Annotated in this window: 12 protein-coding genes; 6 read left to right on the top strand and 6 right to left on the bottom strand. The window is 70.6% G+C overall.

Going from position 1 to position 12,072, the window contains the following annotated elements; genetic code table 11:
• Nucleotides 1–111: 111 nt before the first annotated feature.
• The 6 genes from lipB (at nucleotide 112) to AC1D2E_RS05420 (ending at nucleotide 6,176) form a co-directional block, all read left to right on the top strand.
• The gene (lipB, locus tag AC1D2E_RS05445) at nucleotides 112–813 is read left to right on the top strand and encodes a lipoyl(octanoyl) transferase LipB (protein ID WP_478196518.1); all 702 of its coding nucleotides are present in this window, start codon (nucleotides 112–114) and stop codon (nucleotides 811–813) included.
• A gap of 21 nt (nucleotides 814–834) precedes the next feature.
• Nucleotides 835–1,827 carry a lipoyl synthase gene (gene lipA, locus AC1D2E_RS05440; protein ID WP_478196462.1) on the top strand — a complete coding sequence of 331 codons (993 nt, stop codon included), beginning with the start codon at nucleotides 835–837 and terminating at the stop codon, nucleotides 1,825–1,827.
• Nucleotides 1,828–1,848: 21 nt separating this feature from the next.
• Entirely contained in the window at nucleotides 1,849–3,393 is a 1,545-nt protein-coding gene (locus tag AC1D2E_RS05435; RefSeq protein ID WP_478196461.1) for a class I adenylate-forming enzyme family protein, read from the top strand.
• Nucleotides 3,374–4,504, top strand: coding sequence for an SLC13 family permease (locus AC1D2E_RS05430; protein WP_478196460.1), 1,131 nt, complete (start codon nucleotides 3,374–3,376; stop codon nucleotides 4,502–4,504). The genes AC1D2E_RS05435 and AC1D2E_RS05430 overlap by 20 nt, the downstream gene beginning before the upstream one ends.
• A 51-nt stretch (nucleotides 4,505–4,555) precedes the next feature.
• Complete coding sequence (locus AC1D2E_RS05425) at nucleotides 4,556–5,263, top strand: AraC family transcriptional regulator (protein WP_478196459.1); 708 nt, start codon at nucleotides 4,556–4,558, stop codon at nucleotides 5,261–5,263.
• A 70-nt stretch (nucleotides 5,264–5,333) separates the two neighbouring features.
• The gene (locus tag AC1D2E_RS05420; RefSeq protein ID WP_478196458.1) at nucleotides 5,334–6,176 is read left to right on the top strand and encodes a DMT family transporter; all 843 of its coding nucleotides are present in this window, start codon (nucleotides 5,334–5,336) and stop codon (nucleotides 6,174–6,176) included.
• Between the two features lie 26 nt (nucleotides 6,177–6,202).
• Here the strand turns inward: AC1D2E_RS05420 and AC1D2E_RS05415 are convergent, their stop codons facing one another.
• The 6 genes from AC1D2E_RS05415 to AC1D2E_RS05390 all read right to left on the bottom strand — a co-directional run bounded on the left by AC1D2E_RS05415 (nucleotide 6,203) and on the right by AC1D2E_RS05390 (nucleotide 12,071).
• Complete coding sequence (locus AC1D2E_RS05415; protein ID WP_478196457.1) at nucleotides 6,203–7,237, bottom strand: NADP-dependent oxidoreductase; 1,035 nt, start codon at nucleotides 7,235–7,237, stop codon at nucleotides 6,203–6,205.
• 89 nt (nucleotides 7,238–7,326) lie between these two features.
• Nucleotides 7,327–8,778 carry an aldehyde dehydrogenase gene (locus AC1D2E_RS05410; protein WP_478196456.1) on the bottom strand — a complete coding sequence of 484 codons (1,452 nt, stop codon included), beginning with the start codon at nucleotides 8,776–8,778 and terminating at the stop codon, nucleotides 7,327–7,329.
• Between the two features lie 32 nt (nucleotides 8,779–8,810).
• Nucleotides 8,811–9,521 (bottom strand): ABC transporter ATP-binding protein, encoded by a 711-nt coding sequence (locus AC1D2E_RS05405; RefSeq protein ID WP_478196455.1) that lies wholly within the window; start codon nucleotides 9,519–9,521, stop codon nucleotides 8,811–8,813.
• Nucleotides 9,518–10,273, bottom strand: a complete 756-nt coding sequence (locus tag AC1D2E_RS05400; protein ID WP_478196454.1) for an ABC transporter ATP-binding protein — start codon at nucleotides 10,271–10,273, stop codon at nucleotides 9,518–9,520. Before AC1D2E_RS05400 ends, AC1D2E_RS05405 begins: the two co-directional genes overlap by 4 nt.
• Nucleotides 10,270–11,199, bottom strand: coding sequence for a branched-chain amino acid ABC transporter permease (locus AC1D2E_RS05395; RefSeq protein ID WP_478196453.1), 930 nt, complete (start codon nucleotides 11,197–11,199; stop codon nucleotides 10,270–10,272). The genes AC1D2E_RS05400 and AC1D2E_RS05395 overlap by 4 nt, the downstream gene beginning before the upstream one ends.
• Nucleotides 11,196–12,071, bottom strand: a complete 876-nt coding sequence (locus AC1D2E_RS05390; protein ID WP_478196452.1) for a branched-chain amino acid ABC transporter permease — start codon at nucleotides 12,069–12,071, stop codon at nucleotides 11,196–11,198. Before AC1D2E_RS05390 ends, AC1D2E_RS05395 begins: the two co-directional genes overlap by 4 nt.
• Between the last annotated feature and the right edge of the window lies 1 nt (nucleotide 12,072).

The following is a 12,072-nucleotide window of genomic DNA, read 5'->3' as shown; positions in this document are numbered from 1 at the left end:
TCGCTGCCCCCCGAGGGGGCCGCGGCCGCCTTGGAGCGGTCCGGCGCCGGCCGGAGCCCCCACGCTCCGCACTTCGTGTCGTCGCTGCCCCCCGAGGGGGCCGCGGCCGGCTTGGAGCGGTCCGGCGCCGGCCGGAGCGCTGAGCTTTCGACGACGCTGCTCGGCCGCGTCGACTATGCCCCGACCTACGCGGCGATGCGGCAGGCGACGCTGGAGCGCACGCCGGACAGTCCCGACCAGCTCTGGCTCTGCGAGCACACGCCGGTCTACACCCAGGGCCTGGCGGGCAAGGCCGACCACGTGCTGAACCCGGGCGGGATCCCGGTGGTCCAGACCGACCGCGGCGGCCAGGTGACCTACCACGGCCCCGGCCAGGTGGTGGCCTACCCGCTGCTCGATCTGAAGCGGGCCGGCTACTACGTGAAGGAATACGTCTACCGGATCGAGGAGGCCGTGATCCGCACGTTGGCCCATTTCGAGGTCACCGGGCACCGCGTCGCCGGCGCGCCCGGCATCTACGTGCGGCTGGACGACCCCTTCTCGCATGCCGCGCTGACCGGCCCGGCCCACCCCGCGGACCCGTTCCGCGGCCTCGGCAAGATCGCCGCGCTGGGCATCAAGGTCAGCCGCCACTGCACCTACCACGGGGTGGCGCTCAACGTCGCCATGGACCTGGAACCCTTCACGCGCATCAACCCCTGCGGTTACGCAGGCCTTCAAACCGTCGACCTTTCTACAATCGGCGTTCGAACAACCTGGGACGAAGCCGCGCAGGTGCTGGGCCGCAAGCTCGCCGCCTACCTCGCGCCCTGAGCCCCGTCAGAGAGAGTTGCCATGAGCACCCCCGAAGTCGTCCCGTCCGTGGTGAGGGAGGCCCAAGGCCCCGAAACCTACAACCCGCTCGTCAAGCAGAAGGCCGCGGCCAAGCTGTCTCGCATCCCGGTTAAGGTGGTGCAGGGCGAGGTGCTCAAGAAGCCCGACTGGATCCGCGTCAAGGCCGGCTCGCCGACCACCCGCTTCTACGAGATCAAGCAGATCCTGCGCGAGAGCAACCTTCACACGGTGTGCGAGGAGGCTTCGTGCCCGAACATCGGCGAGTGCTTCGGCAACGGCACGGCCACCTTCATGATCATGGGCGACAAGTGCACGCGGCGCTGCCCGTTCTGCGACGTCGGCCATGGCCGGCCCGACCCGCTCGACCAGGACGAGCCGCTGAACCTGGCCAAGACCATCGCCAAGCTGCGCCTCAAGTACGTGGTGATCACCAGCGTCGACCGCGACGACCTGCGCGACGGCGGCAGCCAGCATTTCGTCGACTGCATCCGCAACATCCGCGAGCTCTCGCCGACGACGCAGATCGAGATCCTGGTGCCCGACTTCCGTGGCCGCGACGACCGCGCGCTCGAGATCCTCAAGGCCGCGCCGCCGGACGTGATGAACCACAACCTGGAGACCGCGCCGCGCCTCTACAAGGAAGCGCGCCCAGGCAGCGACTACCAGTTCAGCCTCAATCTGCTGAAGAAGTTCAAGGCGCTGCACCCCGACGTGCCGACCAAGAGCGGCATCATGGTCGGCCTCGGCGAAACGGACGAGGAGATCCTTCAGGTGATGCGCGACATGCGCGCCCACGACATCGACATGCTGACCATCGGCCAGTACCTGTCGCCCAGCAGCAGCCACCTGCCGGTGCGCCGCTACGTGCATCCCGACACCTTCAAGATGTTCGAGGAAGAGGCCTACAAGATGGGCTTCAGCCACGCGGCGGTGGGCGCGATGGTGCGCAGCAGCTATCACGCCGATCAGCAGGCGCATGCCGCCGGCGTCTGAAGCCCGACCGGGGAGGTCTTGATGAGCGACTTCGAAGCGGCCATCGACCGCGACTTCGGCGTGATCGCCGATCTGATTGCCATCCACGCCCGGCAGCGCCCCGAGCGGCCCGCGCTGGCCGACGCCAGCCGAGAACTGAGCTACGGCGAACTCGACGCGCTGATGGACCGCATCGCCGCCAGCCTGCAGCGCGACGGCCTCGAAGCCGGCGATGCCATCGCGATCTGCGCGGCATCGAGCGTGAATTACGGGGCCGTGTTCCTCGGCGCGCTGCGCGCCGGCGTGGCGGTGGCTCCGCTGGCACCCGGCTCAACGCCTGCCAGCCTGGCGCGGATGATCGAGGACGCCGGCGCACGCATCCTGTTCGTCGATGAAGCGGCGGCCGCGGTCATCGGTGCCGCGGCCGGCGGCGCCATCCCGCGCATCGCGCTCGACGGCTCCGCCGCAGGGGGCGGGTTCGAGGCCTGGCTGGCGGCGCCCGGCGTGGCGCCGGCCAGCGTCGAGCCACAGCCGGCCTGGCCCTTCAACATCATCTATTCCTCCGGCACCACCGGCGAGCCCAAGGGCATCGTGCAGGGCCACGGCATGCGCTGGGCCCACGTGCAGCGCGGCGCCAGGTACGAGTACGGGCCCGAGACGGTCACGCTCTTGTCGACGCCGCTCTACTCGAACACCACGCTGGTCGTCTTCTTTCCCACCCTCGCCTTCGGCGGCTGCGTGCTGCTGATGCCGAAATTCGACGCCGCGGCCTACCTGAAGCTGGCCGAAGACCGCCGCGTGACCCACACCATGCTGGTGCCGGTGCAGTACCAGCGCCTGATGGCGCGGCCCGATTTCGATGCCTACGATCTCGCGAGCTTCCAGTACAAGTTCAGCACCAGCGCGCCTTTCAACGCGGCGCTCAAGGCCGACGTGCTGAAGCGCTGGCCCGGCGGGCTGATCGAGTTCTACGGCATGACCGAGGGCGGCGGCACCTGCATCCTCGAGGCCCACCTGCATCCCGACAAGCTGCACACCGTCGGCCAGCCGGCCGAAGGCAGCGACATCCGGCTGATCGACGAGGACGGCCGCGAGGTCCCGCGCGGCGAGGCCGGCGAAGTGGTCGGCCATTCGGCCGGCATGATGGTCGGCTACCACCGCCAGCCAGGCAAGACGCGCGAGGCCGAATGGTTCGATCCCACGGGCAAGCGCTTCATCCGCACCGGCGATGTCGGCCGCTTCGACGAGGACGGCTTCCTGACACTGTTCGACCGCAAGAAGGACATGGTCATCAGCGGCGGCTTCAACATCTATCCGAGCGACCTCGAGGCGGTGGTGCGGGCCCATCCGGCGGTGGCCGACGTGGCGGTGGTCGGCGTGCCTTCGGAGCAATGGGGCGAGACGCCGGTGGCCTTCGTGGTGCGCCGCGCCGGCGACGACACCGCCGCCGGGACGATCCTGCAATGGACCAACGACCAGCTCGGCAAGACCCAGCGGCTGGCCGGCCTGCAGTTCATCGACGAGTTGCCGCGCAGCGCGATCGGCAAGGTGCTCAAGCGCGAACTGCGTGAGCTCTACGCGCGCTGAATCCATCCCGGAAGGGAGCCCGCAAGAAGGCGGCGGCAACGGCCTGCTGTGGGTGCTGGTGGCCGCGGCGATCCTCTTCGCCCTGGTCCGCCCGCGCGCACCGATGGACTACGTCCGCCTGGTCGACTGGCAGACCATCGGCGCGCTGGCCGGACTCCTGGCCATCACCCAGGGCGTCGAGCGCAGCGGCATGCTGCAGGCCGCCGCGGCGCGGCTGCTGGCACGCACGCACGACCTGCGCAGCCTGGTGCTGCTGCTGGCCGCCAGCGCGGCCGTGCTGTCGGCGCTGGTCACCAACGACGTCAGCCTGTTCCTGCTGGTGCCGCTGACGCGCGTGCTGGCGACCCAGGCCCACCTGCCGCTGGCACGGCTGGTGGTGATCGAGGCGCTGGCGGTCAATGCCGGCTCGGCGCTGACGCCGATCGGCAACCCGCAGAACCTGTTCCTCTGGCATCGCTCCGGCGAGAGCTTCGTCGGCTTCGTGGCCATGATGGGGCCGACCGTGGCGGTGATGCTGTTCTGGCTCTTCGCCGCGATCTGGTTCGGCGTGCCGCGGGTGCCGATCGCGCTCAAGCCCTCGAACGACAGGGCGCCGGTGCTGCCGCGCCTGCTGGCGCTGTCGGGCCTGCTGTTCGTCGGCTTCGTGGTCGCGCTCGACCGCCACTGGCTCTTGGCCGGCCTCGGCGTGGTCTTCGGCGCCTTCCTGCTGCTGCGCCCGCGCGTGCTGCTGGGCGTCGACTGGCTGCTGTTGGCGATCATCTCGCTGATGTTCATCGACCTGCGCCAGCTGGCCGAACTGCCCGCGGTGGCGACGCTGCTCGGCGGCCTGCCGATCGGCGAAGGATGGCGCGCCTACCTGGCGGCCATCTTCACCTCGCAGGTCATCAGCAACGTGCCCGCCGCCATCGTGCTCGACCCCTTCGTGCACGACCTGCCGGCGCTGGCGGCAGGCGTGAGCGTCGGCGGCTTCGGCTGCGTGCTGGGCTCGCTGGCCAACCTGATCGCGCTGCGGCTGGCGAAGCTGCCGAACGGGCTGCGCGAATTCCATCGCCTCGGCATCCCTTTCCTGGTGGTGTGCGGCGCGTCGGCGCTGCTGCTGCGGCTGGCGTGACGGCGGGCAGCGGGCAGCGGGCAGCGGGGCGATCAGAATCGGCATCCTCCCATGCGACCCGAAGCATCTCCATCCCTTTCGCACGGCCTCTCCCTGCGCCGCTACGGCGCCTCGCGCGGCAGCCACGCGCATGCGCATTTCCAGGTGCTGCTGGGGCTCGACGGCGTGCTCGAACTCGAAATCGAGGGCCGGGGCCGACGCATCGCCCCCGGCGATGGCTGGGTCGTGGCGCCCGGCGATTGGCACGATTTCGAATCGAAGTCCGGCAGCCAGTGCCTGGTGCTCGACACCACGCAGGCCCTGTGGGCGCGCTGCGCCGGCCGCTCGCCGTTGGCGCCGCTGTCGCTGTCGCTGGCCCGCCACCTCGCGCTGTGCCTCGCCCAGCCGGTGCCGCCGCGGGCCACGCTGCACCATGCCCCGGACCTGCTGCTCGAAGCCTGGGGGCCGGCCGTTCCGAATGCCCGCGGCCGCGCCATCGACTGGCCCGGTCTCGCCGCCTGGGCGCAGGCGCGCTGGCACCTGCCGCTGGGCGTCGCGGACCTCGCCGCCTTCGCCTGCCTGAGCCCCAGCCAGTTCGCGCAACGCTGCCGCGACGAACAGGGAATGAGCGCGATGCACTGGCTGCGCAGGCAGCGCCTGCTGCATGCGCGGCAGTTGCGCGAGCACGGCCTCGGCGTCGCCGAGGCGGCCCGCCGCAGCGGCTACCGTTCGCCCTCGGCCCTCACGGCCGCGCTGCGGCGCCTCGGCGCCGGCGCCTGAGCCTCGAACCGGCGTCTCGCGACGAGGCCCCGGCGATCCGCGACGACCGCCCGGCTTAAGCTCGGCGGCCATGTCCTCGACGCTCAACGCCCTTGCCGCCATCGCCCTCTGGGCCACCCTCGCCTCGCTCGGCGCCTCGCTCGCGCACCTGCCGCCTTTCCTGCTGACCGGGCTGGCGCTGATCATCGGCAGCGTGATCAGCTGGCCGCTGGTGCTGCGCGACCGCCGCGCCTGGTCGGTGCCGGCGCGCACGCTGCTGCTGGGCATCTACGGCCTGTTCGGCTTCCACTTCCTGCTCTTCATCGCGCTGCGCCTGGCACCGCCGGTGGAGGCCAACCTGGTCAACTACCTCTGGCCGCTGTTCATGGTGGTGCTGGCGCCGGTGCTGCTGCCCGGCATGTGGCTGCGGCCGCTGCACGTGGTGGCGGCCCTGTCGGGTTTCGCGGGTGCGGCGGTCGCGATCCTCGGTGCGCGCGGCGGCGCCGGTGCATCCGGCGGCAGCTACTGGGGCTTCCTGCCGGCGCTGGGCTCGGCCTTCATCTGGGCCAGCTACTCGCTGTGGACGCAACGCGTGCCGGCCTTCCCGACCAGCGCGATCGGCCTGTTCGGTTTGGTGTCGGGCGCGCTGTCACTGGCGTGCCATGCGCTGCTCGAGCCTTCGGTGGCGCTCGACGCGCGCGACTGGCTGCTGGTCGCGCTCTGCGGACTCGGCCCGCTGGGCGCCGCTTTCTTCTTCTGGGACCTGGCGCTGAAACGCGGCGACGCGCGGCAGATCGGCATCCTGAGCTACATCACGCCGCTGGCCTCGACCGCCCTGCTGTTGATCGTCACCGGACGGCCGCTGAGCTGGAGCATCGCGCTGGCGGCGGTGCTGATCATCTCGGCGGCGGTGCTGGGCACCCGGGCCCGCTAGGGCCAGGCCGGCCCGTCGGGGCCCGTTCAGTCGCTGACCTTGAGCACCAGCTTGCCGAAGTTCTCGCCGGTAAAGAGCCGCGCGAGCGCCTCGGGGAAGGTGTCGATGCCCTCGACCACATCCTCGCGGCTCTTCATGCGGCCGTCCTTCAGGTAGCCCGACAACTCGGCCACCGCTTCGCCGTAGCGGTCGGCGTAGTCGAACACCACGATGCCCTGCATGCGGGCCCGGTTCACCAGCAGGCTCAGGTAGTTCTTCGGGCCCTGCACCGGCGTCGTGTTGTTGTACTGGCTGATGGCGCCGCAGATGATGATGCGGGCGCCGCGCGCMAGCTTCGCGAGCACGGTGTCGAGGATGTCGCCGCCGACGTTGTCGAAGTAGATGTCGACGCCCTTCGGGCAATGGGCCTTCAGGCCCTCGCGCACCGCCGAAGGTCCGGCCTTGTAGTCGATGCAGGCGTCGAAGCCCAGCTCCTTCACCACCCAGTCGCACTTGGCGGCGCCGCCCGCGATGCCGACCACGCGGCAGCCCTTGATCTTTGCCAGCTGGCCCACGGTCTGGCCGACCGCGCCGGCCGCCCCCGAGACCACCACGGTCTCGCCGGGCTTTGGCTGGCCGACGTCCATCAGCCCGAAGTAGCCGGTCATGCCGGGCATGCCCAGCACGTTGAGCCACTGGCCGATGGTGCCGGCTCGGAGGTCGATCTTCGCAAGGCCGTTGCGCTTGATCTCTTCCTGCGGGATCAGCGCGTATTCCTGCACGCCCAGCGTGCCGTAGACCGTGTCGCCGACCGCGAAGGCCGGGTTGCGCGAGGCGGCCACGCGCCCGACGCCGCCGGCGCGCATCACGGCGCCGATCTCGACCGGCGCGATGTAGCTCTTGCCCTCGTTCATCCAGCCGCGCATGGCGGGGTCGAGCGAGAGCGACAGGGTCTTGACCAGCACGCCGCCATCGGCGGGCTCCGCCACCGGCTCGGTCGTGAATTGCCAGTTGTCGCGCGTGGCCGCGCCTTCGGGCCGTTTGGCGAGGCGGACCTGGCGGTTGGTGAGAGGGCTCGTCATGCGCGTGTCTCCTTGGGTGTCTGATGCAAGCGCATCGTAGCCCCGGCCCGCCCGCCAGCCGGTAGCGCAGGCGACAGCACCCGCGTCGCTCAGAACGGATAGTGGCGCGGCGCGGTCTGCAGCGTGATCCAGCGCAACTCGGTGAAGGCCTCGACACCCGCCTTGCCGCCGAAGCGGCCGTAGCCCGAATCCTTGACGCCGCCGAAGGGCATCTGGGCCTCGTCGTGCACGGTGGGGCCGTTGACGTGGCAGATGCCGGCCTCGATGCGCCGCGCGACGTTCCAGGCTCGCGCGATGTCGCGGCCGAACACCGCGGACGAAAGGCCGAACTCGTTGTCGTTGGCGGTGGCGATGGCCTCCTCGACGCCGCTGACGCGCACCACCGCCTTGACCGGGCCGAAGGACTCCTCGCGATAGATCCGCATCGCGGGCGTGACATGGTCGAGCACCGTGGCGCCCATCAACGTGCTGTCGGCGCGGCCACCGCAAAGCAGGCGCGCGCCCTTGGCGAGCGCATCGTCGATCAGCGCGTTGCAGCGCTCCACCGTGGCCATGTCGACCACCGAGCCGAGCACCACCGGGCCCTGGCGCGGATCGCCGACCGGCAGGCTCGCCGCCTTGGCCGCGAACTTCGAGACGAATTCATCGGCGATCGCCGTGTCGACCACGATGCGTTCGGTCGACATGCAGATCTGGCCCGAGTTGGCGAAGGCGCCGAAGGCGGCGGCACTCACCGCGGCATCGACGTCGGCGTCGTCCAGCACCACCAGCGGCGCCTTGCCGCCGAGTTCCAGCACCACCGGCTTGAGGTACCTGGCGCAGGTCTGCGCGATCAGGCGGCCGACCCGCGTCGAGCCCGTGAAGTTGACGCGGCGCACCGCCGGATGCGCGACCATCGCCTCGACCACGGCGCCCGCATCGGCCGGCGCGTTGGTGACGAAGTTGACCACGCCGGGCGGYAGGCCGGCGTCGTTGAGCGCCTCGACGATCAGCGCATGCGTTTCGGGGCACAGTTCCGAGCCCTTGAGCACCACCGTGTTGCCGCAGGCCAGCGGGGTCGCGATGGCGCGCGTGGCGAGGATCACGGGCGCGTTCCAGGGCGCGATGCCGAGCACCACGCCGGCCGCCTGCCGCACGCCCATCGCCAGGCTGCCCGGCACGTCCGAGGGGATCAGCTCGCCGCCGATCTGCGTGGTCAGTGCCGCCGCTTCCGTCAGGATGCCGGCCGCCAGATGGACGTTGAAGCCGGCCCACATCGCCGACGCCCCGGTCTCGCGCGCCATTGCCTGCACGAAGGCCTCGCTGCGCGCCTCGAGCGCGTGCGCGGCCTTCTGCAGCAATGCGCGGCGTTCGCCCGGCCCGGTCTGCGACCAGGTGGCGAAGGCGCGCTGCGCGGCTTCGACCGCGGCAATGGCCTCGGCCGGGGTGGCGGCCGGCGCGCGGGTGGCGACGCTGCCGTCCAGCGGGTTGCGGCGCTCGAAGCTGGCGCCGTTCGCGGCCTGGCAGCGCTCGCCGCCGATGAGCATGGAAATGGTGGTCATGCGAAAGGTCCTCGAAGAAAAGTTGGGAGGCGTCAGGCGACGCCGAGATAGGCTCGACGGATCGCGTCGGAATCGAGCAGCACGCGGGCCTCGCCGGCGGCCACGATGCGGCCGCGCTCCAGCACATAGCCGCGGTCGGCGGCCTGCAGCGCCTTGCGCACGTTCTGCTCGACCATCAGCACGGTCACGCCCTGGGCCGCGATGCGGCGCGCGATGGCCAGCAGTTCGTCGACCATGCGCGGCGCCAGGCCGAGGGACGGTTCGTCGAGCATCAGCAGGCGCGGTCCGCTCATCATGGCGCGCGCGACCGCGACCATCTGCTGCTCGCCGCCGCTCATGGTGCCGGCCAGCTGCGTGGCGCGCTCCCTGAGACGCGGGAAGTCGTCGAAGGCCCGAGCCAGGCGCTCGCTGCGCAGCCGCGCGGGCGTGAGCCAGCCGCCGAGCTCGAGGTTCTCGGTGACGGTCATCTGCGCAAAGAGCTGCCGGCCCTCGGCCACCAGCGCCAGCCCCTGGCGCACGCAGGCCGTGGCCTCGCCCGAGGGCAGCGCGACGCCGTCGAGCGTGGCCTCGCCGGCGCGCGGCAGCAGCCCGGCGAGCGCCTTGAGCAGCGTGGTCTTGCCGGCGCCGTTAGGCCCCAGCACCACGGTGATTCCGGGCAGCACGTCGAGATCGAGGCCCTGCAGCACCTGGAAGCCGTGGTAGCCGGCCGCGAGGCCCCGCACCGTCAATGTGCTCGAACTCATCCGGCCTCCTCCATCTCGTCGCCCAGGTAAGCCTCGACCACCTCCGCATTGCGCACCACCTCGGCCGGCGTACCGTCGGCGATCTTGCGGCCCTGGTGCAGCACCAGCACGCGCCCGACATACTTCAGGAGCGTGGTCACCGCATGCTCGATCCAGACCACCGTGAGTCCATGGTCGTCGCGCAACGCGCGGATGCGACGCGCCATGGCGTCGACCTCGGCTTCGGTCAGGCCCGCCGCGACTTCGTCGAGCAGCAATACGCGCGGCCGGGTGCCGAGTGCCATGCCGATCTCCAGCAGGCGCTGCTGCGACGGCGTGACGTCGGCAGCCAGCCGATCGGCCAGGTTCGAGAGACCGAGCATCGCAAGGATGTCACCCTCGGTGCGCAGGCCGGCGACCGGCGTCCGATGCCGCCCCGCGAACTGCATGCCGAAGCGCACGTTGTCGGCGAGGGTCATGTCGGCCATCACGCGCGGCGTCTGGAAGGTCCGCGCGATGCCGTGCGCCGCGTAGTGATGCGGTCCGCGGCCCGTGAGGTCGATGCCGCCCTGCACCAGCAACCGGCCGGAAGTCGGTGCGATCACGCCCGAGATCGCGTTGAAGAAGGTGGTCTTGCCGGCGCCGTTGGGCCCGATGATGCCGACCAGCTCGCCCTCGCGAAAGCGGGCATCGACCGCATCGACCGCGATCAGGCCGCCGAAGCGCACCGTGRGGTCGCGCGCCTCCAGCAAAGGCATGTGCGCTTCAGTCATGGCTCTCGCCTCCGCGCCGTGGCCTTGCGCTGCCACAGCGACGCCAGCCCGTTGGGCAGGTACATGACGCAGAGGATCAGCAGCAGGCCCAGCACCATCATGTAGCCGTAGGGCAGCTGCAGCCGCAGCGTCTCGGCCAGCAGGCTGAAGACGATGGCCGCGACCACCGGTCCGCCGATGCTCGCGGCGCCGCCGATCAATGCGATCAGCACGGTCTGGAAGCCGATAAAAGGGCTGAACACCGCGGCCGGCTCGATGTAGGTCCAGCGCACCGCCATCGCCGCGCCGACCGCGCCGGCAAAGGCGGCCGTCAGCGCGAAGCCCGCGATCTTCATCCGCCGCGTGTCGACCCCCAGCGTCTGCGCGCGCTGCTCGTCGGCGCCAATGCCCGCGAGCGCGAGGCCGAAGCGGCTGCGCTTGACGAGGATCGCGGTGGCGATCGCGGCGCCGGCGATCGCGAGCACCGTGAGATAGACCGTTTCGTTCGACGGCACCACCGCGAGCACGCGGCCCACGGTGCCCGACACCTGCTTCTCGACGAAGGTCACGGCATGCCGGATCAGCTCGGTCATGCCGAAGGTCAGCACCGCGAAGTAGGTGCCGCGCAGGTGCAGCACGGCCGCGCCCATCAGCACGGCCACTGCGCTCGCGATCGCCGCGCCGCAGAGGATCACCAGCGGCCAGGGCAGCACCTCGAGCAGCGTGGCGCTCGCATAGGCGCCGAGCCCGAAGAAGGCCGAGGTCGCGAGCGACAGGTAGCGGGTCGCGCCACAGAACAACGACCAGCTGGTCGCCAGCGCGATGTACATCAGGCAGCTGAGCGCCACCGACGCGAGGAAGTCGGAGGCGATCCAGGGCACCCAGGCCGCCAGCACGATCCCGATGCCCAGCAGCAGCCAGGGCTTGTCGGCGAGGAACTTCTTCATCGCGAGAACAATCCGTTGGGGCGCCAGATCAGCACGCCGATGAAGACCGCATACGAGAGCAGCATCTTGAGCGAGGGGCTGCTGAAGTGCATGCCCAGCGCCTCGACCACGCCCAGCAGCAGGCCGCCGACCAGGCTGCCGGCGATGCTGCCGAAGCCGCCGAGCGTGATGACGATCAGCGCGGTCACGGTGTAGGGCTCGCCCATCGAGGGCGAGATCTCGTAGCTCATCGACAGCAGCGCGCCGGCGACGCCCGACAGGCCGAGGCCGATGCCGAACATCAGCGGATGCAGCCGCCGGGTGTTGATGCCCACCAGCTGCGCGCCGACCGGCGACTGCATCAACGCCCGCACCGCCTTGCCCAGCAGCGTGAGCCTGAGCAGCGCGATCAGCGCCAGGCTGAGCGCCAGCGCAACGCCGAACAGCAGCAGCTTGTTGGCGGTGAAGCGCATCTCGCCGAGCTGCACCGGCTCGGCGAGATACGCGTAGCCGCGCAGGTCGCCGCCCCAGATCAGGAGCGCCGTGTTCTGCACGAAGAACATCAGGCCGAAGCCGACCATCAGGCTGCGCGCCTCGAACACCTCGACGTTCGGCGCCCGCGCCGCCACCTGCCGGAAGCACAGCCAGTGCACCGCGACGCCGATCACCATCAGCAGCACGAAGGCCACCGGCAGGAACAGCAGCGGCGAGATGCCCAGGGCCGTGTGCGCCCACCAGGTCAGGAAGGCGCCGAGCATCAGGAACTCGCCGTGCGAGATGTTCATGATGCGCATCAGGCCGTACTGCAGGTTCAGTCCGATCGCCACCAGTGCATAGATGCCGCCGGTGATCAAGCCGCCGGCCAGCAGCTCGGCCCATCCGCTCAGCGACACG

The organism is Variovorax sp. P1_H2 (assembly GCF_056405295.1).
This window is presented reverse-complemented; position numbering and strand designations above follow the sequence as displayed.

What these genes read in the sequence shown, in the direction of transcription:
- AC1D2E_RS05405 (WP_478196455.1), bottom strand. Translation starts at nt 9,521, where the DNA reads ATGAGTTCGAGCACATTGACGGTGCGGGGCCTCGCGGCCGGCTACCAC.
- AC1D2E_RS05425 (WP_478196459.1), top strand. Translation starts at nt 4,556, where the DNA reads ATGCGACCCGAAGCATCTCCATCCCTTTCGCACGGCCTCTCCCTGCGC.
- lipA (WP_478196462.1), top strand. Translation starts at nt 835, where the DNA reads ATGAGCACCCCCGAAGTCGTCCCGTCCGTGGTGAGGGAGGCCCAAGGC.
- AC1D2E_RS05420 (WP_478196458.1), top strand. Translation starts at nt 5,334, where the DNA reads ATGTCCTCGACGCTCAACGCCCTTGCCGCCATCGCCCTCTGGGCCACC.
- AC1D2E_RS05395 (WP_478196453.1), bottom strand. Translation starts at nt 11,199, where the DNA reads ATGAAGAAGTTCCTCGCCGACAAGCCCTGGCTGCTGCTGGGCATCGGG.
- AC1D2E_RS05435 (WP_478196461.1), top strand. Translation starts at nt 1,849, where the DNA reads ATGAGCGACTTCGAAGCGGCCATCGACCGCGACTTCGGCGTGATCGCC.